24 protein-coding genes are annotated in these 23,178 nt (G+C 65.2%); 6 read left to right on the top strand and 18 right to left on the bottom strand.

The features are described 5' to 3' along the window. Positions 1-55: 55 nt before the first annotated feature. Positions 56-1,042, top strand: coding sequence for an ABC transporter ATP-binding protein (locus tag Q7T26_05995; protein ID MDO8531704.1), 987 nt, complete (start codon positions 56-58; stop codon positions 1,040-1,042). Positions 1,043-1,067: 25 nt separating this feature from the next. Here the strand turns inward: Q7T26_05995 and holA are convergent, their stop codons facing one another. After that, a complete protein-coding gene (gene holA, locus Q7T26_05990; protein ID MDO8531703.1) occupies positions 1,068-2,057 on the bottom strand; it encodes a DNA polymerase III subunit delta in 990 nt (329 codons plus the stop codon). Between the two features lie 122 nt (positions 2,058-2,179). Between holA and ychF the strand changes: the two genes are divergently transcribed. Next, entirely contained in the window at positions 2,180-3,268 is a 1,089-nt protein-coding gene (gene ychF, locus Q7T26_05985; protein ID MDO8531702.1) for a redox-regulated ATPase YchF, read from the top strand. A 67-nt stretch (positions 3,269-3,335) separates the two neighbouring features. Here the strand turns inward: ychF and Q7T26_05980 are convergent, their stop codons facing one another. The 3 genes from Q7T26_05980 to Q7T26_05970 form a co-directional block, all read right to left on the bottom strand. Next, complete coding sequence (locus Q7T26_05980; GenBank protein ID MDO8531701.1) at positions 3,336-3,923, bottom strand: hypothetical protein; 588 nt, start codon at positions 3,921-3,923, stop codon at positions 3,336-3,338. 151 nt (positions 3,924-4,074) lie between these two features. Next, a complete protein-coding gene (gene cofE / locus Q7T26_05975) occupies positions 4,075-4,914 on the bottom strand; it encodes a coenzyme F420-0:L-glutamate ligase (GenBank protein ID MDO8531700.1) in 840 nt (279 codons plus the stop codon). After that, positions 4,914-5,687 carry a dienelactone hydrolase family protein gene (locus Q7T26_05970; protein ID MDO8531699.1) on the bottom strand — a complete coding sequence of 258 codons (774 nt, stop codon included), beginning with the start codon at positions 5,685-5,687 and terminating at the stop codon, positions 4,914-4,916. The genes cofE and Q7T26_05970 overlap by 1 nt, the downstream gene beginning before the upstream one ends. Before the next feature lie 186 nt (positions 5,688-5,873). On the opposite strand from Q7T26_05970, the gene Q7T26_05965 reads away from it, so the two are divergent. After that, positions 5,874-6,563 carry a phosphoribosyltransferase family protein gene (locus Q7T26_05965; protein ID MDO8531698.1) on the top strand — a complete coding sequence of 230 codons (690 nt, stop codon included), beginning with the start codon at positions 5,874-5,876 and terminating at the stop codon, positions 6,561-6,563. A 185-nt stretch (positions 6,564-6,748) separates the two neighbouring features. Here Q7T26_05965 and selB read toward each other — a convergent pair whose 3' ends face one another. The 8 genes from selB to Q7T26_05925 all read right to left on the bottom strand — a co-directional run bounded on the left by selB (position 6,749) and on the right by Q7T26_05925 (position 15,517). Further along, entirely contained in the window at positions 6,749-8,608 is a 1,860-nt protein-coding gene (gene selB / locus Q7T26_05960) for a selenocysteine-specific translation elongation factor (protein ID MDO8531697.1), read from the bottom strand. A gap of 70 nt (positions 8,609-8,678) precedes the next feature. Further along, on the bottom strand, positions 8,679-9,857 hold the full coding sequence (hemW, locus tag Q7T26_05955; protein ID MDO8531696.1) for a radical SAM family heme chaperone HemW: 1,179 nt from the start codon (positions 9,855-9,857) through the stop codon (positions 8,679-8,681). A gap of 99 nt (positions 9,858-9,956) precedes the next feature. After that, positions 9,957-10,886, bottom strand: a complete 930-nt coding sequence (locus tag Q7T26_05950; GenBank protein ID MDO8531695.1) for an enoyl-CoA hydratase-related protein — start codon at positions 10,884-10,886, stop codon at positions 9,957-9,959. A gap of 42 nt (positions 10,887-10,928) precedes the next feature. Next, complete coding sequence (locus Q7T26_05945) at positions 10,929-11,834, bottom strand: ABC transporter permease (GenBank protein ID MDO8531694.1); 906 nt, start codon at positions 11,832-11,834, stop codon at positions 10,929-10,931. 6 nt (positions 11,835-11,840) lie between these two features. After that, a complete protein-coding gene (locus Q7T26_05940) occupies positions 11,841-12,521 on the bottom strand; it encodes an ABC transporter permease (protein MDO8531693.1) in 681 nt (226 codons plus the stop codon). A gap of 18 nt (positions 12,522-12,539) precedes the next feature. Continuing rightward, positions 12,540-12,803, bottom strand: coding sequence for a hypothetical protein (locus tag Q7T26_05935; protein MDO8531692.1), 264 nt, complete (start codon positions 12,801-12,803; stop codon positions 12,540-12,542). A gap of 76 nt (positions 12,804-12,879) precedes the next feature. After that, positions 12,880-14,610, bottom strand: coding sequence for an ABC transporter substrate-binding protein (locus Q7T26_05930; GenBank protein MDO8531691.1), 1,731 nt, complete (start codon positions 14,608-14,610; stop codon positions 12,880-12,882). Between the two features lie 28 nt (positions 14,611-14,638). Then, positions 14,639-15,517, bottom strand: coding sequence for a cyclase family protein (locus Q7T26_05925; protein ID MDO8531690.1), 879 nt, complete (start codon positions 15,515-15,517; stop codon positions 14,639-14,641). Positions 15,518-15,748: 231 nt separating this feature from the next. Between Q7T26_05925 and Q7T26_05920 the strand changes: the two genes are divergently transcribed. From Q7T26_05920 to Q7T26_05910, 3 genes are all read left to right on the top strand, one after another. Further along, positions 15,749-17,536: an ABC transporter substrate-binding protein gene (locus Q7T26_05920; protein ID MDO8531689.1), complete on the top strand. Its 1,788-nt coding sequence runs from the start codon at positions 15,749-15,751 to the stop codon at positions 17,534-17,536. 62 nt (positions 17,537-17,598) lie between these two features. Next, positions 17,599-18,546, top strand: coding sequence for an ABC transporter permease (locus tag Q7T26_05915; protein MDO8531688.1), 948 nt, complete (start codon positions 17,599-17,601; stop codon positions 18,544-18,546). Positions 18,547-18,556: 10 nt separating this feature from the next. Then, positions 18,557-19,480 carry an ABC transporter permease gene (locus tag Q7T26_05910; GenBank protein ID MDO8531687.1) on the top strand — a complete coding sequence of 308 codons (924 nt, stop codon included), beginning with the start codon at positions 18,557-18,559 and terminating at the stop codon, positions 19,478-19,480. A gap of 76 nt (positions 19,481-19,556) precedes the next feature. Here the strand turns inward: Q7T26_05910 and Q7T26_05905 are convergent, their stop codons facing one another. From Q7T26_05905 to Q7T26_05880, 6 genes are all read right to left on the bottom strand, one after another. Continuing rightward, positions 19,557-19,802 (bottom strand): hypothetical protein, encoded by a 246-nt coding sequence (locus Q7T26_05905; protein MDO8531686.1) that lies wholly within the window; start codon positions 19,800-19,802, stop codon positions 19,557-19,559. Positions 19,803-19,823: 21 nt separating this feature from the next. After that, positions 19,824-20,129 carry a hypothetical protein gene (locus Q7T26_05900; protein MDO8531685.1) on the bottom strand — a complete coding sequence of 102 codons (306 nt, stop codon included), beginning with the start codon at positions 20,127-20,129 and terminating at the stop codon, positions 19,824-19,826. Positions 20,130-20,184: 55 nt separating this feature from the next. Then, positions 20,185-21,252 (bottom strand): hypothetical protein, encoded by a 1,068-nt coding sequence (locus Q7T26_05895; GenBank protein MDO8531684.1) that lies wholly within the window; start codon positions 21,250-21,252, stop codon positions 20,185-20,187. Positions 21,253-21,366: 114 nt separating this feature from the next. Further along, positions 21,367-21,609 (bottom strand): hypothetical protein, encoded by a 243-nt coding sequence (locus tag Q7T26_05890; protein MDO8531683.1) that lies wholly within the window; start codon positions 21,607-21,609, stop codon positions 21,367-21,369. Between the two features lie 21 nt (positions 21,610-21,630). Then, a complete protein-coding gene (locus Q7T26_05885) occupies positions 21,631-21,939 on the bottom strand; it encodes a hypothetical protein (protein ID MDO8531682.1) in 309 nt (102 codons plus the stop codon). A gap of 54 nt (positions 21,940-21,993) precedes the next feature. Further along, a complete protein-coding gene (locus Q7T26_05880) occupies positions 21,994-23,082 on the bottom strand; it encodes a hypothetical protein (GenBank protein MDO8531681.1) in 1,089 nt (362 codons plus the stop codon). Positions 23,083-23,178 lie beyond the last annotated feature (96 nt).

The following is a 23,178-nucleotide window of genomic DNA, read 5'->3' as shown; positions in this document are numbered from 1 at the left end:
TCGAACCCTGAAGCCGAATTTTGGAACGGGTTCTAGAGCATCCGCAGATACAGCCATGACAGTGGAACCAGTCCTGGACGTCCGCAACCTCTACACCGAGTTTCCCACGCGTGAGGGCGTGGTGAAGGCGGTCAACGGGGTAAACCTCACGCTCAAGCGGGGGACCATCCTAGGCAACGTGGGCGATAGCGGCTGCGGCAAGACCATGACCGCCCACTCCATCCTATCTCACCGTCCCTTTCCGGGCCACGTGACGCAGGGCCAGATATTCTTCAACGGCCACGACCTGCTTAAGATGGGCAAGGAGGAGATGCGGCGGCTCCGAGGCAAGGAGATCGCCATGGTCTTTCAGGACGCCGTCAGCGGGCTGAACCCCGTCCTGCCCGTGGGAGCGCAGGTAGAGGAAATGGTGACCAGCCACGTCCGCGTCTCCCGGCGGGAAGCCCGGAAGCTCACCATGGAGGTGCTGCAGCGCGTCGGAATGGCCGACCCTGAGCGGGTCGTCAATCAGTACCCGTTCCAGCTCAGCGGCGGCATGTGCCAGCGCATCATGCTGGCCATCGCCCTCGTGCTGGAGCCTCAGGTGCTCATCGCCGACGAGGCGACCACCAACCTGGACGTGACCCTCCAGGCGGACATATTGGCGCAGCTACGCCGCCTGAAGGCGGAGCGCGACTCGTCCATCATCATCATCTCGCACGACCTGGGGGTCATCGCCCGCATGGCGGACGAGGTGGCAGTGATGTACGCGGGGCACATCGTGGAGCAGGCGGACACGGTGAGCATCTTCCACAAGCCCGCTCATCCCTACACGTCGGGGCTGCTCCAGGCGGTGACCCGTCTGGACAGGCCGGGCCGCCACCTGACCGCGCTGCCAGGGATGCCGCCCAGCCTTGTGGACCTGCCCGACCAGTGCGCCTTCATCCCCCGGTGTCACAAGGCGCGCAACGAGTGCCGGTTGAACCCGCACCCACCCCTCAGAGAGCGGGAGCCAGGGCACATGGCGGCGTGCTACAACCCCGTCCTGCACGACTGGGACTAGCCCTTACGCCGCTGTACCGCCTTTTCTACGCCGACTCCGCTACAAGAATATGCAGCGCCGCGCCCTCGTCAAGGCGCCCCGTCTTCATGGCCAGCTCCGTCTCAAGCAGCCGTTCGAGCAGCACGATCGCGCGGCGCGGGGGCACGGCGCGCGCCTGCTCCAGGGTCTTGCGTAATGGGTACTCGCTGTGAATGCCCAGCCGACGGCCCATGTCGGCGGCGGGCACGCTCCGCGCCTGAAGGTCCTGCGCCAGAAGCACCAGCCGCGCTTGTCGGGCCACCATGCCGAGCAGACGGGTCGGATTCTCCCCCTGTCCCAGGAGATGCTCCAACAGGCGCAGCGCCAGCGCGGAACGCCGATCCATGACCGCGTCCACAAGGCTGAAGACGTTCGCGTCACGGGCGTTGCTCACCAGCGCCTGCACGTCGGCTTCCCTGACAGGGTCACCCCGCGTGAACGTCAGCAGCTTGTCAATCTCCTGAGTAATCTGCCACAGGTCGGGGCCGACAAGCTCGGCGAGCAGACGGGCAGCCTGCGGCTCGATGGTCCCACCCTGGTGCGCCACGCGCTCCCCAATCCATCCCAGCAGGGCATCGAATCGCAGCGGACGGAACTCTTGCGCCTGTGCCGCTTTGGACAGCGCCCGAAGCAGGGGGTTGCGCTTGAGCTCTCCGTCCACCAGCACCGCCACGGTGGTCGGCGGGACGGTCGGCAGGTACTCGGCGAAGGGCACCCACTCCGCGGAGTCCGCCGATGCGCCGCCTTTCCGGCCGCGACGCCTGTCCGTATTACGCTCCTCGAAGCGCTCCAGCAGGCCCTCGACAATCACGAGGCGGTGTGACGACAGGAACGGCACAGTCTCGCACGCCTGCTTGATCTGCGACACGGACACGCTCGCGCCGTCCAGCACCGTCGTATTTGTGATCAGAGCGTCGGCCGGGCCGAGTCCCGTCCGGATGGCCTCCAGCGCCTGGCGCCGGGAGTACGCGTCTTCGCCGTGCAGTACGTAGAGCATATCTTGATGCACCCAAAGGTTGCGCCGCTTGGCCGCGCTATGTTTCAGAGGGCGAGATCAATGCCTGCGCCATTGTAGCACAGCACCGTGCAGCCAGGGCCATCTTCAGGTAAGATGAGGAAATGGAAATCGGACTTATCGGACTTCCCCAGTGTGGCAAGACCACCATTTTCAACGCCCTGACCCGCGGACACGCCGCCGTCAACGCATCAGGCCAGTCCAACGTCGGCGTGGCCAAGGTCCCTGACGCGCGCCTGAGCGCCCTGGCCACCCTGTTCAACCCCAAGAAATTCACCCCGGCGGAGGTCAAGTACACTGAAGTGCCGGCGGCGCCTCAAGGCCTGGGCAAGAGCGAGGGTATCACGGGCGCCTTCTATCGCAACCTCGCCAATGTGGACGCCATCATGCACGTCGTCCGCGCCTTCGGCGATCCCACCGTGCCCCACCTCGAAGGCTCGGTGGACATGCACAGGGACGTCGGGACGATGGACATGGAGCTGACCTTCGCCGACATGGCCCTTCTGGAGAAGCGGCTGGAACGGCTGAAGGCCAGCCTCAAGCCGGCCAAGCCGGGGGAACGGGACGCGATGTTGCGGGAGCTGGCGCTGCTGAACCGCATAAAGGACGCCCTCGGCAAGGACGTGCCGGTGCGGGAGCAAAACTTCACGGAGGACGAGGCGCGCGCGCTCACCGCATACCAGTTCCTCACGTCCAAGCCCCTGCTGCTGGTGATGAACATCGGCGAGGAGGACCTGGCGCGCGCCGAGGCGTGGGAGAAGGAATTGCGCACGCGCTACAACCGGCCGGGCCGGGCCTGCGTGCTGATGTGCGGCAAGCTGGAGATGGAGTTGGCCCAGATGAGCGACGCGGATGCGGCGGAGTTCCGGGAGAGCATGCGTCTCCAGGCGCCCGGCATGGAGCGCGCCATCCGCCTCTCCTACGAGCTGCTGGGGTACATCTCGTTCTTCACCGTGGGGCCGGACGAGGTGCGCGCCTGGACAATCCGCCGGGGAAGCTCAGCTCCCAAGGCGGCGGGCAAAATCCACTCGGACCTTGAGCGAGGCTTCATCCGCGCGGAGGTGATCTCTGCGGACACCCTGCTCAAGTGCGGGGGCCTGACCGAAGCCAAGCGACAGGGGTTGCTGCGGCTGGAGGGCAAGGCCTACGTGCCCCAGGACGGGGACGTGATGAACATCCTGTTCAGCGTGTGACGCGAGGCCTTCTCGGAATTCGCCGCCTCGCGGCACAGCGGGCGGACACCTTTCCTCTCGGCAGGGCCTATGTCCCCGTGGTGACCGCCAGCGTGACAATGGTGATCACAACGAGCACGATGACAACCACCCAGAGGATGGCAGCCTGGCTGGAGACGCCGCCGCCGCTGGCCTTCTGACTCATCATCGCCAGCTTGGCCCGCACCTCGGGCGCCAGGCTGATCGCATCGTTGACGGCAGCGGCGGGAGCATGGGACTGCTGCATCTTGTCGCAGTCGGGCATAAGCTCCACCCGTGTGTTGTTCTTGAGCAGAAGATATGGCCGATAGAGCGGCGTCTTGCCGCGGTACACCATCGCCACGTCCGCTCGCTGGACATCCGCGAGGGAAGCAAGCTTCTTCTCCTGCCTCCCGGGTCCCTGACGCAGCGAGACCGCGCCTTTGGACGTGTCAACGACAACCTCGGATTTGCCCCAGAAAACGCGATAGAGGCCTGGGATGGCGATCAGTACGAGGGCGATGGGCGCGATGGCGGGGTCCATCACCACATACGATTTGCTGGCCACGATGATGAGAATTGCAATCAGAGGCGCTAGAATCAGAGGCCAGACGCCTTCCATGCGCCGGTCATGCACGAACATGAGGGGCTTATCCATGACGGCCCTCCTTTAAAGACTTCCCATGCCGCAGTCTGTTGCATGGTACTCAAGTCCTATTATACGTTATACGAAAAGTGCTGACATGACGAGTCCGGCTTCCCGCGAGACAACGCGGTACCCGGAGAGCCTGGACCACGCGGCGGGCCTGCTATCTGAAAAGGTCGTGATCCGGCTCCCAGACCATCTCCCTGGCGCCCCCGTCCGCACGCTCGTAATCGTACCCGCGCACCACGGCGACAGGCACACCCTGCAGCTTCCCCATAACCAGCTCAGCCGAAGCCGCAAGCTCGTCGGCCACGGCGATGACCGTGCCCTTCAGCACGTAGCCGGAGGGGTCTTTTTCCCCCTTGTAGTCCCGCATCGTCTGAATGCCGCTCGCGCCGATCGCCACGTTCGTGATGCCCTTGCGCCACGGCCGACCGAAGGTGTCCGAGATGACGACTGCCAGGGGCACGCCATAGTGGCGCTCCAGGGTCTCGCGCAGCCGACGGGCGGAGGCGTCCGGGTCCTTGGGCAGGAGGGTGACGACGGAGGGCCCCGGCACGTTGGACTCGTCCACCCCCGCGTCAGCGCAGACGAGGCCGTGGTGCGTCTCACAGACCAGCAGCCCCTGGTCCATCTTCACGATACGCCGCGTCTCGCGGAGCACGACCTCCACTCGGCGGGCGTCTTTGCCGCTCCAGCCAGCCAGATAGCGAGCAAACGCGGACGGACGCACGCCGCCAAGTCTAACCAACTGGCCTTCCGCCTTTGAGACCACTTTCTGCGTCACGACCACCACGTCGCCGGATAGAAGCGGAGTCTTCTGGCGGGCCAGCGCCTCGATGATCAAGGCGGCCAGGTCGGAGCCAGACCGGACTTCCGGCATATCCGTTACGCCAAAAACATGCAGCGCCGGTACGGCAGCCACGGCAGGTTCGCGGCCTCGGGCCGCCTTCACGTCGCCTGAGGGACGGCGGGCCGATTGCCCGCGCGCGTCCTTCATCATCAACGGCTCCCCGTGGGCGTTCCCGCCTTCAAGTGCCTCTGGAAGAAAACGAGCGTGCGTTGCCATGCGTCCTTCGCCGCCTCCGGACGGAAGGTGCCGCGCTCGTCGCAGAAGAAGCCGTGAGGCGCCCCCTTGTACACGTGGAACTCGCCGGATTTCCCAAGCCGTTTGAGCGTGGCCTCCAACTCCTTGATATCGTCCAAGGGAATGCCCGCGTCCAGGTCGCCGAAGAACCCGAGGACAGGCGCCTCGAGGTTGGATGTCATCTCCACGGGCGGGACAGGCGCGCTGGCGGTGCGGTCCCGCGTGACGATGCGCCCGCCATAGAACACCACGCAGGCCTTCACGTCGCCCGGCGCCTGGCAAGCGGCAAGGTACGACAGGCGCCCGCCCATGCAGAAGCCCACGGTGCCCAACCTGCTCACCAACGCATAGTCCTGCTCCCTCAAGAAGTCCAGGACGCGCCGCATGTCCTCCGCGTACTTGCTGTCCACTATCGAGCTCATCAATCGGCGCGCGCTGACGAGGTCGGCGTAGGCCGCAGCCGCCTTGTGGCCCTCCCGATAGTAGAAGTCCGGCGCAATGCTCACGTAGCCCTCGCGAGCGAAGCGCTCCGCCACATCTTCAATATGGCGGTTCAGGCCGAAGGCCTCGATGATGACCACGACCACGGGGTACTTCCCGGTGGCCTTGGGACGCGCCACGTGGGCCGCCATCGTCTTGCCGCCCTCGCCCGGGATGCTGGCGTCGCTGGCAATTATCTCAACCGGCATGACCCTCCCTCCTTGGTCTCGCACACCTGCCCGTCTGAACGCAGAGCACGATTGTACCAGCGCGGACGAAGCGCCCGCAACAAGGGCGACATGGCCTTGCATACCCGCGGCCTCGCCTTGCTGGGCATTCCCCGTCTCTGCTAGAATGATACACAATGTGGCGATTTTCGCACCAAGAGAGTAAATATGTCCTCTCCTAAGTCTCTCCCCCCAGGTAACTTGTGGATCGCCAAAGAGCTCTTCGACCTTGGCGGCGTGCAGTTCGGCGACTTCACCCTGGGCCGGACGACCCGCCACTCGCCCGTGTATATCAACCCCCGTGTGCTCATCAGCAAGCCAAACGTCCTCCGACGAGTCGCCCGCATCATGCTGGAGGACATCAGAGCCAAGCAGCTCATGGCGCGCCCTGAGTGCGCTGATTTTCAGCTTGTCGCCGGCGTCCCCGTCGGCGGGCTGCACCTGGCCACGGCCTTGTCCCTTCACGCGCAGGTCCCTATGATGTACGTCCGTCCGGACCACCAGAAGAACGGCGCGCCACGCATCGAGGGGCTGTTCCAGCAGGGCCAGCGCGTCCTGGTGGTGGACGACCTGATGACCACCGGCGGAAGCCTTCTGGAGACCACCCGCACCCTGGAGGCCGCCGGCCTGCGGGTCCGCAACGCCGTCGTGCTGGTGGACCGCGACCAGGGGGGCATCGAGCGTTTGAAGCTCCACGGGTACGGCGTCCTGCGGCTCCTCAGCCTCAAGGTCATGCTCAACTTCTACATGGCCGAAGGGCTTATAACCGAGGAACAGTACCGGCAAAGCCTGGACTACATGGAGACCCACAGGGCGGAGGCCGCCGCCGAGAAGCGGCCCGGCGACTCCCCGGCCTAGTGTCCTGTCCCCGAAGTACGCATACTGTTTCATGCATGAGAAATTGTTCAAGGAAACGCCCCTGGTCACTTACCGTCTTTCCGGCGAAAGCCGGAATCCAGCGTTCCCCGGTGCTTCTCTGGATACCGGCTTCCGCCGGTATGACATGGACTAGGGAACGTGTTTCCAAAACAGGACATTAGCGATTACCGCAGGACGCGCTCATCCCCCACCCTGCGCGTGACGTGCTGCTGGTCCAGATACTCGGCCAGCGCCAGCGCATACTTGCGGCTCGTGCTGAACATGTCCCGCATCTCGCCCACCGTGACCTTGCCCTGCTGCTTGATGCGCTCCACCACCTGGCGCGCCATGTCGTCGTAGGCCGCGGCGGCGAACACCACGTCCTCGCTGCACCGGACGACCTTCCGCTGGTCAATGAGCACGCTCAAGAGGTCCTGGTCAATCGCCGCGTCGCCGAAGGGCGAGTACGGCTTCTCGATCAGGGCGCGCAGATAGCGGTCGGCGGCGGCCTGCTGCTCCGGCGCGAGCCGGACATGGTGCGCGGGCAAATGTACGGTGGCGCCTTCCTCCACAAGCGCGCCCTCGGCCTGGAGGCGCCGCAGGATGGACACGAAGGCGGAGGCCGTCACATTCAGACGGCTGCGCAGCTCCTCCTTGGACGCGCCCCGGCGCAGCGGGTACTGCCTGTGGTACTGCTCCAGCACCTGTCGCGCTTTCTCCTGGAGGGACTTCCAACCTTGCGCTGAATAGACCAGCGTGTTCTGGCTCACTCGCTCCGCCAGCGCGACGGCCCGCTTGCTCTCCGCAAGGGTCTGGAGAACACCCTGGATGTCCGCCCACGCCATGTTCGCGCGGCTTGCCAGGCCGCGGGCCTCGGAGCCTTCCGCCGCCTCCATCGCTTTCAGCACTATCTCCTCCGGCGATCCCTGCTCCATCACGGTGAGCCGGTCCAGGAGGCTCTGCTGGCGCCGCCGGTGGCGCCGCGCGTGCGGGTCCACGATCTCGCCGCCGCCGAGAGTGCCCGCCGAGTTGCGGATGATGAAGTAGTCGCCCTTGACCGCGACGATGGGCTTCTCCATGTGCACCTGCGCCCACGAGGTCTCGCCCTGCTTCAGCTCATCCGCGTCCAGCAGGCGGACCCGGGCCGGCACCTCCGACGTGCCAATGTAGAGAATGACCGAGGCGTTGTGCCCGACGGCCATGGGGGCGCTGGGCAGGATGCGCAGCTTCACGTCCGCCGCCTCGGTGGGACGCAGCCAACCCGGCGTGGTCAGCACGTCGCCGCGCGCCAACTGGTCCGCGTCCACGCCCGTCAGGTTGACCGCCGCGCGGGTGCCCGGCGGCAGCTCGTCCACCTTCTTCTTATGCGACTGCAGCCCGCGGACGCGCGCCTTCAGCCCCTTGGGGAGGACCTCCAGCTCCTCGCCCACGGTTAGCCGACCGTCGGTGAGCGTACCCGTGACCACGGTGCCGAAGCCCACGACGCTGAACACCCGGTCAATGGGCAGCCGCGGACGACCCGTGTCGCGCCGACGGGGCGTGGCCTGAAGCTCCGTCTCAATAAGCTGAGTCAGCTCCTTGATGCCCTCGCCCGTCACCGACGAAACGGCGGACATGGGCGCATCCTCCAGCGCCGTCCCCTTGAGCGTCTCCCGCACGTCGGACATGACCAGAGTCAGCCACTCCTGGTCCACCAGGTCCTTCTTGGTGATGACCACGATGCCCCGCTTCACGCGCAAGAGGTCCAGGATAGCCAGATGCTCACGAGTCTGGGGCATGACTCCCTCGTCGGCGGCGACGATGAGCAGCGCGAGGTCAATGCCTCCGACGCCCGCCAGCATGTTCTTCACGAAGCGCTCATGGCCGGGCACGTCCACCACGCTGACCTCGGCCCCGCTCGGCAAAAGCAGCCAGGCGAAGCCCAGGTCAATGGTCATCTCCCGCTCCTTCTCCTCGCGGAGGCGGTCGGGGTCAATGCCGGTCAGGGCTTTGACGAGGGTGGACTTGCCGTGGTCGACGTGTCCGGCGGTGCCGATGACATACATAGCTTCACCTGCATCGAGTATAGCGGAGTGATTGAAGCAGAGGCAATGGGCGGAGACGGGAGGAGCGAAGCTAGCCGGGCAGGAAGCGCAGAAAGACCTCATTGCCCAGCAGCCGTCCGCGCCGGGTCAGCCGCAGGACGCCGCCCTCGCGCTCCAGGAGGCCCGCCGCGCACATCTCACGGATGACGCTGTCCCACCGACCAACCTCCGCGTCTGGGAAACGCCGCGCCACATCACCCGCGTCAACGCCCTCGTCCAGACGCAGTCCCAGGATGAGGGTGTCCGCCGCATCCGTGGCCGCGCTCACTTCGTCCACGCCAGCGACAGTCGGCAGGCCACGCACGACTTCGGCGCTCAGCGGTTGCGGCCCCGCGGCTATCGAAAGCCCGGCGGCGCGCCGCGTGTACTCCGCGGGCGAGAGGACGTCATGGAAGCGATACGCGCCAATGCGGGAGTGGGCGCCGGGCCCCAGTCCCAGGTAGGGTTGGTTTCGCCAGTACACCAGGTTGTGGCGGCAGGCCCGGCCAGGGAGCACCCAGTTGGAGATCTCGTAGTGGCGGTATCCCACGGCGGCCAGGCGGTCCTCTGCCATGACGTACATGTCCGCGGCCAGGTCCGGGTCCGGCTCCGGACTGCGGCCCCGGCGCACGTCGTCCCAGAGCGGCGTGTGCTCCTCGATGGTCAGAGCGTACAGTGAAAGGTGCTCCGGGCGCAGGGCCACCGCGCGTTCCAGCGTCGCCTCCCACTGGGCCAGCGTCTGGCCGCACAGGCCATATATCAGGTCCAGGTTGATGTTGTCGAAGCCAGCAGCCCGCGCCATCTGAAAGGCTTCCGCCGCCTCGGCTGCGGTGTGACGCCGGTCAAGGGACCGCAGCAGGCCGTCGTCAAAGCTCTGGACGCCCATGCTGAGCCGGTTCACCCCGGACTCCCGGAGTTGACGCAGCCTGGCTTCCGTGACGTCGTCCGGGTTGGCCTCCAGGCTGACCTCAGCCGCGGGGTCCAGGCTGAAGACGCGACGCGCCGCGTCCAGGAATCGGGCCACGTCCCCGGACGGCAGCAGGGACGGCGTGCCGCCACCAAAGAAAATGGTGGGAACGCGGACTGGCCCCAGGATGCCGCTCCACGCCTCCAATTCCCGCAGGAGGGCCTCCACGAAAGCCGGGATGAGCCGCTCCATCCGGGCGTAGGCGTTGAAGTCGCAGTAGCGGCACTTGGTAGCGCAGAAGGGGACATGGACGTAGAGGGCCACGCCCTCGGCTCCGCCTTGCGGAGTCTCCCCCGCCTGCTGGCGGGCTGCTGCTTGCGCGGAAGTCGTTGCCCTCACCACTACTCCCATCCCCTGCTTCAGCTAGGCCTTGGGCGTGGCCGCGGTCCGGCGCTGCTCAAAGTAGCCTTTGAGGCCCTTGTCGCGACGCAGCTTGTAGAAGTTGGTCTCGCCGGGCGGGAAGCGCACGAATTGAAGGCACATGTGCCACCCGTAGTGGGAGCGCCAGGCCCTCCCAATACCCTGGATATCGTTCACGCCGCCCCAGAGGTCCTTGGACAACGCCAGGGCATCCGGCGGCAGCTCCGCGACCCCGTGGGCAAGGCGCAGGGTCTCCTGCTCCAGCCGCTCCTTCGGGACGGCCAGGGTGATGAGGCCGGCGTCATAGGCGGCCTTGCCTGACACCTGGTCGAGCACCGTGCCGCACCGGGAGACATTTGATCCCAGCGGCCACGCGCCCATCCATCGTCCGGCGCCGCCGGGGAAGCGGCCAAAGCCCACCTGCCCGAACTGGGCGTCCTCCGTCGCCACCGTCAGGTCGCACGACCAAGCGATGTGCTCGCCTGCGCCCATGCACGTGCCGTGGACCTGAGCAATAGTCACCTTGGGAAAATGGAACAGGTCTTCGTGCTTGCCGCACCGCCGCCGCTCCACGTTGAAGTAGTCGCGCATGACCGGCTTGATGTCCGGCGGGATAGGGGGCGTCTCCTCCGGCTGACCTTTCTCGTCCTTGGGGCCTGAGAGGTCATGGCCCGAGCTGAAGACGGGACCGTTGCCGCGGATGATGATCACTCGTACCGCGGGGTCGTCATACGCGCGGTGGAGACTGGACAGCACATCCCAGAACATCCGGTCGTTGAAGGCGTTCCGTTTCTCCGGCCTGTTCAAGGTGATGCGCGCGATCTTCGGCGTCACATTGTCGTAGATGACGACCTGCGGCGGGTCTTTCTTGTAGTCCTTGTTCAGCGTCTGGTCGGTCTGGTACTGGAACTTGTAGCTGTCTCGAAGGGCCATTGCATGCTCCTCTCGTTTCCCTGGTCCACACGCCCGCGTCGCCTACTTGCGCAGTCGCGGGTCGAGGATATCGCGAAGGGCGTCGCCCAGTAGATTAAAGCCAAACACGGTCAGGGTCAAGGCCAGACCGGGAAAGATCGCCAGCCAGGGCGCGATTTCCACGTACGAGCGACCGGTGCCGGAGAGCATTGCGCCCCACGACGGGTCCGGCGGCGGCGTCCCGACGCCCAGGAAGCTCAGCGACGCCTCGGTGAGAATCGCCAGGCCCATGGTGGTGCTGGCGATGACGATGAACGGCGCGACGCAGTTGGGCAGGACGTGACGCCACAGGATGCGCGCGCCCGACGCGCCGATGGCGCGCCCCGCGTCCACGTACTGCATCTCCTTGACGAGCAGCGCCGCCGACCGGATGATGCGCGAGGAGCGCGGGACCTGGACGATGGAGATGGCGAGGACCACGTTGATCGGGGACGGCCCCAGCGCCGCGACGATGGACAGCGCCAGAACGAGCATGGGGAAGGACATGAGCATGTCCACGAACCGCTGGACGAGCACGTCCACCTTCCCGCCCATAAAGCCGCTCACGACTCCCAGCGCGCCGCCGATGGACTGTCCCAGCACCACGGAAACGACCCCCACGTACAGCGAAATGCGCGAACCCCAGATGATGCGGCTCAACACGTCCCGCCCGAACTCGTCCGCGCCCACCAGGAAGCGCGCGCTCGGCGGCGCGAACGGCGCGTCAAAGTTCATGGCCAGCGGGTCGTAGGGCGCAATGAGCGGCGCGGCGATGGCGACGAAAAGCACAAGCAGAATCACCACCGCGCCGAACGCGCCCAGAGGCTTGCTCCGCGCCAGCGTGAGCGCCGCGCGCAGCACGTTCGGACCGCGCGACGCGAACACAGCCGGAACAGCTATGGCGCCAGCGGAGCGCGGAACGTCGCTCACGGCGCGCTAGGCGTACCGGATGCGCGGGTCGAGCCACGCATACAGAATGTCGATGAGCAGGTTCATGACCAGCACCATGAAGGCGAAGAGCACGACAATGTTCTCAATCATCGGATAGTCGCGCCGGATAATGGAGTCAACCAGCGCGCTGCCCATGCCCGGCAGGAAGAATATCTTCTCCATGATGACCGTCCCGCCCAGCAGGTACGCGAACTGCAACCCGACGATGGTGACCACGGGCAGCAAGGCGTTGCGCAGCGCGTGGCGCACGAGGACCATCCGCTCGCGGAGCCCCTTCGCCCACGCCGTGCGCACGTAGTCCTGCCGCAGCACCTCCAGCATCTGCGACCGCGTCATGCGGCTGATCATCGCCGCGTCGTAGTAGCCGAGGGCAAGCGCGGGCCAGACAAGCTGTTGCAGGGTTCTCAGCGGGTCGTCAAAAAGGCTGCTGGTGACGCCCAGCGGAGGCAGCGCGCCGAAGATGACCGCCAGGCCGAGGATGATGAGCGTCGCCGTCCAAAACGTCGGCATGGCCAGCCCGCCGATGCTGACGACGCGCAGCACGTAGTCCAGCCACGTATCCTGGCGCACCGCGGCCAGCGCCCCCAGCGGCACCGCGATCAGCACCGCGATGACGATAGTGAACGCCGCGAGCTCAACGGTCAGGGGTAATCGCTGCGCAATCACCAGGAGCACCTGCCTGCCTCAGTAGTACGACTTGCCGACCTCCAGCCGGGCCAGGCTCGCGATCCAGTTGACGTATTGCACGTGCAGCGGCTTGTCCAGGCCAAGGTCCTGCCGCACCTTCTGGACCGCCCGCTCGCTCACCGTGCCACCCTCGCCTCCGCCGGAGAGCAGAAGGCGCGCCACGTCGCCGGGAATGACGCGCATGAGCAGGAAGATAAGCACGGATACCCCGAATAGGACGGGCAGGAACATCAGCAAACGCCGGGCAATGTACTGATGCATAGCCTACACAGATAGAGAGCGGGCAGCCCTGACGGGGCCGCCCGCTCTCTATCTTACCAGACTGCTGCTTACCGGACTACTGGGCCAGCCATATATACTCGGGCAAACGTGCGTTGCTGTTGGATCCCAGGAAGCGCGGCGTCGCGTTCCGCACCTCCGGCCACCCGAACATGTAGTTGGTGTCCCAGTGCGTGGTGACGTACCAGCCCTGGTCCATCACCCGCTTCTCCAACTGCAATGTCAATTCGCGGCGCTTGGCCGTGTCCAGCGTCTGCGCCTGCAGGTCAAATATCCGGTCCATCTCCGGGTCCTTGAATCCGGACTCGTTCGGCGAGCGGAAGTAGCGCGAGCCGCCATCCGGGTCGAAGTTGTCCAGCACCGGCGTGATGGCCATGGAGTCGTACTGCAACCTGTCCTTACGGTCGAGGTAGATTGCGCTCGTCTGCGGGTCTATGCGGGCGCGTATGCCGATGGTGCCGAGCTGGTTCGCGGAGAACTCGGCCATGCGAACGTACGCGGGATCATCCGAACGCGTCAGAATGACTGTCTCGAAGCCATTGGGATAGCCCGCCTCGGCCAGCAGCTTCTTCGCCTCCGCCCTGTCCGCGTCCTTGGGCTGGCGGAAGCCCGGCAGCTTGGCGACCTCGCTGGAGGGCATCGCCCAGTCGCCGGTCAGCATGGCCAGGCGCAGCGTGCCGACGCCCGCGCCGAGCACCTGAATGGCTCCCTGCCGGTCGAACGCGAGGTACATCGCGCGCCGGACGCGCACGTCGTTCCACGGCTTCTGGTTCGCGTTCATGAAGAAGACGTTGCCCTTCAGGCGGTCAATTTCGTACACCACCGCGCCGGGCATCGCCCTCTTGATTGTCTCCGAGTCCTTCGGGTTGAGGGGCACGCTCGCGTCAATCCACTTGACCTGGCCCGTGCGGAACGCCGCTAGGCGCGTGCTGGCGTCCGCGATGAGGAACGTGCGGATGCCGTCCAAGTAGGGCGAACCCTTCACGTAGTAGTCCGGGTTGCGCACCACTTCAAACACCACGTTGGGCGTGAAGCTCTTGAACTTGAACGGCCCGGTGCCGACAGCTGTGGTGCGCAAGTTGCCTTGCGCGTCGCCGATATGCTTCGGCCCGATGACAATCCAGCCTGTCGCCAGGTTGTAAAGCATGGAGCCGGTGATGAACCTGGTCTTGATGCGCACAGTGAACGCGTCCACCGCCTCTACCTTGTCCACAGCGGCGAGCAGGACGGCGAACGGGGATGTCTCGTCGCGCAGCCTGTTGAGGCTCCACACGACGTCCGCGGAGGTGAACGGCTTGCCGTCCTGCCACTTCACGTTCTTACGCAGGTAAAACGTGTACGTGGTGCCGTCCTGGCTGGTCTCCCATCGCTCCGCCAGGTCGGCCATGACGCTCTGGGGCTTCTCCGGGTCCCATTTCACGACCTGCGTGTAGATGACGTTGCTCAGAGAATGCAGCACAATGCCCCGCCGCTGGTGCGGGTCAAGGTGGCCGGGGTCGCCGGAGTTCGAGGCGAGCAGGATGCCGCCACGGCGCGGCCCTTCCTGCTGAGCGCGAGGCAGCGGCGTCGAGGTCGGAATCACGGCGGGAGCGGGAGCCGGCGTAGCGCGGGCCTGTGGCGCGGCCGGAGCCACAGGGGCTGCGGGAACGGGCGCCGAGGGCGCCACAGGCGCGGTTGACGGCGCGGCTGGCGCCGCCGGAACAGGCGCGGCGGCCGGGGCGCAGGCGCCAACGACAAGGCCGAGCGCCAGGACGGAGAGGCCAAGTTTCTTCCGCAGGGCCAGAGACATGAGTTTCCTCCTATGGCTGGCTATCGTGCTACACAATCGCCAACGGGTTGATCAGGCCGCCCATGCCGTTGCGGACGCGCAGCGGCGCGGCGACGAACAGGAACTCGTAGACCTTGTCCCGAGCTATCTCCTCCAGGTCCAACAGCTCTAGCAGATAGCCGCCCAAGTCACGGATGAAGTGTTCGTGCACGACCAGCGCACGGCTGGGGTCTTCCGGCGGCTTCACTTCCACACCGACGGTGTCCGCGCCCACGGCGGTCAGCCGCTTTTCCGCAAGCCACGAGATGGAGGCCCGTCCCAGGCCCGGCGCCGAGGAGTACAGCGAGCGATCCTTCTCAAACTTGCGGAGGTAGCCCGTGTGCAGCAGCACGATGTCGCCCTGGCCTATCTCCACGCCCTGAGCGCGGGCGCACCCATCCAGATCGGCGGGCGTGATGGGGTACCCCAGGGGCACGACGTCCACGCCCTTGTGCCGGGCCAGGTCCAGCAGTACGCCTCTGCCAACCACACTTCCCACCTTGTCAATGCCGCACTTCAGCGCGCCGCCCTCACTCACGTTACCCTCAATGGGAAACCCGTTGTACAGCTTGCGCCCGTACGTGACATGGCACAGGGGGTCCATGTGGGTGGCCCCGTGTGTGTTTATCATGATGACGTCCTGGAAGACCACCCGATCGCTGGTAGTGTGGTCTTCCCTGACGAGGCCCTGCTTCCAGGGCGTGTTCTTGTGTGGCGCGCAGGGCGTGTCCTTGTGAATCTCCACGGAGAGGCTGTAGACTTTGCCCTTCTTCACAAGCCGCGCCGCCTTGGCGATGACCTCGGGCGTGATCCAGTTGAGGGTGCCTCGCTCGTCGTTCGGGCCCCAGCGACCCCAGTTACTGACTTCCAACGCTGCCTGGGATTTCATCGCGACACCTCCTGGAGTTGTACGTACACGCTGTCAGAGCGCCCCTACCTTATCGTCTGGGGGTGCCCCTGTCAAGGGTGCGGACGCTGGCCGCGGCCAGCGTCCGCACCACCGTACTCAGACCCCCAGTCCAGGGATTGACAACGGCTTCCTCGCCCCCTAGACTGTGCATACATTTCCCAGTGTGGTGACAGGCCTATCGTCCTCGTTCGCACGTCACGGGAGGTTTCCATGACTCGCAGGAACGTCCACCGCAAGGCTTGGGCTTACAGTCTCTACGGAATCGCCATGCTGTCTCTCGTCGCCGCGAGCTGCTCCCCCGCCGCGCAGCCGGTTCCGGCGCCGAATCCCACCACCGCTCCCGCCGCTGCGCCCACCCAGGCGCGACCTGCCGCAGCGCCTACGACAAGCCCGCCACTCGCGCCGACGCCGACAGCGCGGCCCGCCGCGCCCACGCCCGCGCCGGCGGTCCAGATCAAGCGCGGCGGCGTCCTGAAGATGGTGGCGCCGTCTGAGGAGGCGCACAGCGACCCGCACCGCTCCCCCGGAACTATCGGGTTCTGGGACTACCTGGGCAGCTATATCGTCAACTTTAACATCAACGACGGCTTACCCATTCCGGAGCTGGCGGAAAAGTGGGAGTTCAAGGACCCGCAAACGCTCGTGCTTTCCATACGCAAGGGCGTCAAGTTCCACAACCTCCCGCCCGTCAATGGCCGCGAACTCACCGCGCAGGACATCGTCTGGAACCTGGAGCGCATCAGGCGCCCCGGCGCTCAGTACCTCTGGAAGAGCAACTTTGAGCCGGTGGACACGTTCACCGCGCCGGACAAATATATAGTTCAGGTCAAGACAAAGTTTCCCTTCGCGCCCATTCTGACCTACCTCAAGGGCGGGCCAGCGGCAAACCAGCTCATGCTTGCGCCGGAGGTGGAGGAGAAGCTGGGCGGCGAGGACGCTTACAAGACGCTGACCAACGCCCGCTCCACCGGCCCCTTCATGATCAAGTCCTACACGCGCGACGTGGGCGCCGAGGCGGTGCGCAACCCGGACTACTGGAACACGGGCAAGCCCTACTTGGACGGCGTTCAAATGTTCATCGTGCCGGACTCCGCCACTATGATCGCCGCGTTTCGCACGAGCAAGGTGGACTCGATTATCAGCTATGCGGCCGCCTTCGACGTCGTCGCCAAGCGCGACCTGGAGCGGACCAACCCGGGCATGAAGCTCACCGCCGCGCCGGACCCATACCCCCTCGCCCTGATCCCCAACGTGAACCGCAAGCCTTTTGATGACATCCGCATCCGCAAGGCGATGTTCCTGGCTCTGGACCGGCAAGAGATGCTCAAGGTTAACATAGGCGGCGGAGGCCATCTGAGCGGGCCGATGTCGCCCCGACTCTTTCCCGGGTGGACGTGGACGGAGGAAGAGCTTCTGAAACGCGAGGGCTTCCGGCCCAAGGATACGCCCGACGGCCAGAAGGACATTGCCGAGGCACAGCGCCTGATGCGCGAGGCCGGATACGGCCCCGACAAACCTCTCGTCGTGGAGGCGGAAGGGACGCAGGTCTTCGCGTACATCAACTTGACGCCCACGGAAATAGCCAAGTCCGAGCTACGCAAGGTCTACATTGACATCGCCACCATCAAGCTGATGGAGCGGACCCAGTGGTTCGACTCAGATGCTTCGGGCGATTTCCTGTTGCGTACCCGAGGCTATACGGCGCCCGTTGAGCCGGACGCCCAGCTATTCACGCGCCACCACACGGGCGCGGGCCGGAACTTCCAGAAGCTGAGCAACCCTGAACTGGACAAACTCCTGGACGCCCAGCGGCAGGAGTTGGATGTAACCAAGCGCAAGCAACTCGTGATGCAAGCCCAGGAGAAGCTGTGGAGCCTGTACCCGCAGATGTGGCTGCACACCCGTGAGACCTATCTCCCGAACCAGTCCTGGGTGGTGGTGCAGCCCAGCGTCTACCGGAGATGGGGTGACACCGCCTCTGTCTGGATTGACCGGTAACGACGGCATGGGCACACGTAGCAGGCTGCCCTTGAACATATTGCGGGGTCTATAGACACGCTATGCAACAGTACTTGCTCCGCCGGCTGCTGCTCCTCGTGCCAACGATCATCCTGATCAGCATCCTGGTTTTCTCGTTTGTCCGCTTCCTTCCGGGCAGCGTGGTCTCCATCCTCGTCGGCGACGCAGGCGCAAGCCAGGAGGAGATACAAAAGGAGCTGCACCGCCTGGGGCTGGACCAACCTATTCATCTCCAGTACGTCGTCTGGTTCGGCAACGTCCTGCAGGGCGACCTGGGCAGGTCTCTGTCCAGCAACCGTCCCGTTATCAAGGACCTGGAGCAGCGCATACCGGTCACCGTCGAGCTTGTGCTCATGAGCCTCGTGGTGGCCCTGCTCATTGGCGTGCCCATCGGCACCATCTCCGCCATCCGGCAGGACTCCTGGGCGGACTACCTCACACGCAGCTTCGCCATTGGCGGCCTGGCCATACCCTCCTTCTGGCTCGCCACCATGGCCATCTTTATGTTCACCATTGCCTTCGGCTGGATACCGCCACTCCGCTACGAAAGCGTCTTGGACGCGCCTTGGGAGAACTTCCAGCAGTTCATCTTCCCAGCGGTTATCCTTGGCCTCTACACCGGCGCCATCGTCATGCGCATGATGCGCACCAGCCTCCTGGAGGTGCTCCGCCAGGACTACATTCGGACGGCGTGGTCCAAGGGACTGAGGGAGCGGACAGTGCTCGTGCGCCACGCGTTGAAGAACAGCCTCATCCCCGTCGTGACCATCCTGGGCATTGAGATAGCGTCTCTCGTCGGGCGCGCCGTCGTCGTCGAGCCTATCTTCGCGCTGCCAGGGCTGGGGCACTATATCTACACCGTGATCCTTGCGCGCGACTACCCGGCGGTCCAGGCGGTCAACCTGCTGCTGGCTACGTTCACCGTGGGCATCAACCTCGCGGTGGACATGTCGCTGGCCTACTTCGACCCGCGCATCCGCTATAAGTAGGATTTAAACCATGGAGCAAAGCGGCGTAACGTCCCGAGACGTCCTGGTGATGCGGCGGCCCGTGCCGTCGGCGACGGTACGCTCGTGGCGGTGGACCATGTCCTTCATCCGGAACAAACCGCTCGGCGCCATCGGCGGCATCATCGTCGTCTTCCTCATCCTCGTCGCTGTCCTCGCGCCTATCCTGACCCCCTACGACCCCATTCAGGTGCGCGCCGACTGGCGTCTGTTTCCGCCCGAAACGGCGCACCCGTTCGGGGCCGACGAGCAGGGCCGCGACGTACTCAGCCGCGTGCTTTTCGGCGCCCGCGTCTCGCTGTATGTGGCCCTGGGCACGGTTGTCATCAACACCATCATCGCCTCAGCCGTCGGCATCCTCAGCGGCTACTTGGGCGGCACGTTCGACTCCCTGACCCAGCGCATCGTTGACGCCATCATGGCGTTCCCCTTCCTCATCCTGATGCTGACGCTGATGATGATGTTCGGCAGCAGCATGGAGAACCTGTTCATCGCCCTGGGCTTTGTCCTGGGCGTGAAGAACGCCCGCGTCGTGCGCGCGGCGGTCCTGAGCCTGAAGGAGAACGCCTACATAGACGCCGCCCGGGCCATCGGCAGCTCCGGCATGCGCATCATGGTGCACCACCTCCTGCCCAACACCTTCGCGCCCCTCATCGTCATCGCCAGCCTGACGTGGGCACAGGCCATCCTGGCCGAGTCCTCACTGAGCTTCCTGGGCTTTGGCGTGCCGCCGCCCGACCCGTCCTGGGGCCGGATGATCAGCGGCAAGGGCCGCGAGCTGATGGAGCAGGCCCCGTGGATAGCCCTTTTCCCGGGCATCGCCCTCAGCCTGACCGTCTTCGGCTTCAGCATGCTGGGCGACGCCCTGCGGGATGTCCTGGACCCGCGACTCAAAGGCTCCCAAGGCTCCACCTGAACATCGTTCCAGCAAAGGCAAAGCCCCTGGCCACGGCCAGGGGCTTTGTATTGTCCCCTGAGGGCGCGAGGCGGCTCTACCGCGCAGGCATTTTGGGAGCGGTGTCCACCGTCAGGTGTTTGACCACCATCTCGAATAGCTGGTTCACGCGCTCCTTCTTCACCGCCTCAGGGTCCACGGGCGTGGGAAAAGGAATCACGGCGAGCTTCATGTCCGGCAGGCCCATAAGCTTGGCCTGGGTGCGGGCCGCGCCATCAAACGTCGTATAAGAGACGGCCACCGCGGGTATGCCCTTCTTCTCCAGCGCCACCGTGTCGTGCACACTGCCCGACGTGCAGGACCCTCAGGCGCAGATGCCGACCACTACCGCGTCGCACGAGCGCGCCACCTCCTCGATGAGCTGAGGCGGAGCGGGCCTCGACATCATGGGCTTGAGCCAGTAGTGAGTCTTGACGCCGGGAAAGCGCTGCTCGACGAGGGACTGAACGCCTTTGATGAAATAGTCCGCGCCGGAAAACCCGTCGTCAACAAAGCCGATGGTCTTGCCGCGCAGGTCGTCCAGCCGGCGCGTCACCGTCCGCTTCTCCATCTCGGCGCGGGTGATACCCACCGGATCAAGCACCGTCATCTGAGCTGTTTTTGTCGCCATTGCCGCCTCCCTTATGCGTTGTCTGTGTTGACCATAGCCTAACGCGGCGTCCGTCCTATTTCTTGCGCGGCAGCTTGATCTCCTTGGTCGCCGCCAGGCCGCCTATCTTGCCCCAGCCGGGGCAGACCATGCAGAACTTCTTGTCCCCGCCGGCCACAACCACATGAATGTCCTCCGGCCGCTCAGTAAGGGGGATCATCTCGTTGGGGTTGTCCAGGCTTATCCACTTGGGCCAGTAGTGCTTGGCGTAGTCCCAGTGGAACGAGCACTCATCAAGGATGCGCCGGGACACCCGCGCGTGCTGCCATAGATAGACCTTGGCGTCTTGCTTGCTCCAGCCCTCTCCCGCCACCGCGGCCGCGTTGAACGGATTGAGGACGACGAGTATCTCCCCCATGAGCTGGACGTTGTTGTTCGCGGGAGTCGCCATGGCATGCCCGATGCCGTTGAGCACCTGGACGGCTGTGCCGTAGCTGAACACGCTGTGCGGCGCCTCGCAGCCGAAGACCGTAACGCAGCTTGATTCCGCGGGGAAGCCACGGGTCACGTGGAGCGGCTCCCACGGGTTGGCGTCCTGGTTTTCCGCCAGAACGTAGGTCCACTGACCGGGATGGGCGAAGCAGGACTTGTCCGGCTCCTCTGGATAGCTGCCTCCCAGGTTCCACTGGACCAGCTTGATGGCCCGGCCGATGGTCCCGTTGGCCCGGTAACCGGAGCCAAAAGCGCGCGTGTGCGCGTTCAATCCTATCTGCTTGACGATGGGCCCGCTGATGATGGCGAGCGGCTCGTTATTGTGGGTGGTGGTCTGGACGCCGTTCAGGTTGAACTGCGGCTCCAGCATGGCCTCAATGGCGGCGATGACCACGGGAAAGTATTCAGGGCGGCACCCGCCCATCACCGCGTTCACGGCCAGCTTCTCGATGGTAGCGATGCCGTACTTGGGCGGCACCTCACCCACGACATCCAAGGGGTCGCGTCCCACATAGTCTATGAACGCCTGGACGCGCTCCGGAGTGGGCGGGACCACGGGCAGGCCGTCCGTCCAGCGCTTCTCGAAGGCCATCTCCAGCCACTCGAAGTAGTCGCCCACGTCAAGTCGGGCGGCTTTCATGTCCAAGGCCATAACCTGTCCTCTTTTCTCCCCCTGGGCCAGACGCCCGGGGACACGGAACTGAGACGCGCTACCGCCCACCTGTCAGACCACGACGGGCTTGCGGGACGCGCCGCCGGGCAACGTCTAACGGGCCGGCTGAGCTGATGGCCGCGCCTGCAGCGCGGCCTGGATCTTCACCACGGCGTCGGCGGCGTTCTTGACCTCTTCTTCCTTCGTCGTCCAGGACTGGGGCTGCGGAACGACGATCACGGGCAGGTCGGGCATGCCCAGCATTCGCGCCTGGGCCCTGGCCGCCTTCTCGAACCTGTCGTGAGCAATCACGACGGCGGGAATGCCCTTCCTCTCCATGGCTACAGCGTCGCGCACGGCGCCACTGGTGCAGCTCCCTCAGGCCGCCATCCCGGTGACGGCGATGTCCACCTGCGAGGCCACCTCGTCCACCATCGCCTGCGGCGCGGGCGCGCCCACGTTGGGCTTGATGCGAGAGACCTTGCCCGCCAGGTGAAGCCGTTTCACCAGGTCCTCTTCCATGGCCGGCCAGAAGTGCTCGGCCATGTAATGACCGTCAAAGACAAACCCCACTTTCTTGTTGGTGAGGTCCGACAGGCGGGTGGTCAGCTTCTTGGCCGCCTCCTCCGGGACATAGCCTACCGGGTCCAGCAGGACCATCCCCTTGGACGTTGCCCCAGTGCTCATAGTGCCCTCCTTACAGGTGTGACGGTAAATCGCTTGGTATGTTCGCGGGTCGCGCTATTTGCCGCCCGGCGGCGTCACAAGGCGGGTCACCAGCTGCCCTCCCATGTAGCCCCAGCCGGGGCAGATGGCGCAGAAGGCGGCGGCGGCGCCCCATCCGCCGGCAACCATGATAACGAAATCCTCTGGTCGGCGCACCACCGGCACGCGCGCGTCGTCGTCCTCGGGGTCAATGGGCCAGCGCAGCCAGGTGGGAGCGTCCGTGGCCTGGTCGCGCCCGACGCCCGGGCCGCGACGCAGCTTCGCTACCGGGATACGGGCCTTCTCAAACAGGTACTCCTTGACCTGCTTCTTGGATGTAAACCCTCCCTTGACCAGGTGGGCCGCCGCGCGGGGACCGATGACGACGAGCATCCACCCGCCTATGTGCGTGTTGTTGTTGCCCAGCACGGCCATGGAGTCCGACAGGCTGTTCAAGATACAGTGGGCGTCGCCGGGGCCGGTCATGATGTGGTGCGGCGACTCGCACCCGAACGCGCTGACGGCGTTCTGCTCCTTCTTGAAGCCCTGCTCCACGTGGAGCGGCTCCCAGGGGTTTTCATCCTCGTTCTCCGGGATGCAGAAGCATATCTCGCCCGGGTGTCCCATCGTGGAGCGGTCCGTCTCGCCGGGGTACGCTCCGCCGACGTTCCACCGGATGAGCCGCAGCGCGCGCCCGATTGTCCCGTTGGGACGGGCGCCCGCCACAAAGACGGCGTCCCCGTAGTGGAACCCCAGATCCTTGATCTGCGGCCCGTTGACGATGGTCATGGGCGCCACGCAATGCGTGGTCGTCTGTATGCCTTTCAGATTGAACTCCGGGGCGAGCATCGCCTCCAGCCCCGCGATAACGATGGGCATGTACTCCGGCTTGCAGCCCGCCATGACGCAGTTGATGGCAATCTTCTCGATGGTCGCGGGGGCGTCCCGCGGCGGCACGGGGCCGATGACCTCGTCTGGCGAGCGCTTAATGTAGGACAGCATTCTGCCGACCGCGGCCTCTGTCGGCGGAATGGCTGGCAGGCCGTCGGTCCAGCGCTTCTCAAACATCAGCTCAACGGCTGCGTCCAGGTCGGTCACATTGATCCGGTCAGCGACTTGCTTCATGAGACGTCCTTCCTGCGACAAGATGCATAGATAGGCGGAATACTAACGGGACTCTGGCGATTCTACTCAGCCCCCTTTCCAGTGTCAAGGGCATCG

This window comes from Dehalococcoidia bacterium (assembly GCA_030648205.1).
Taxonomy (GTDB): Bacteria; Chloroflexota; Dehalococcoidia; order JAUSIH01; family JAUSIH01; genus JAUSIH01.
This window is presented reverse-complemented; position numbering and strand designations above follow the sequence as displayed.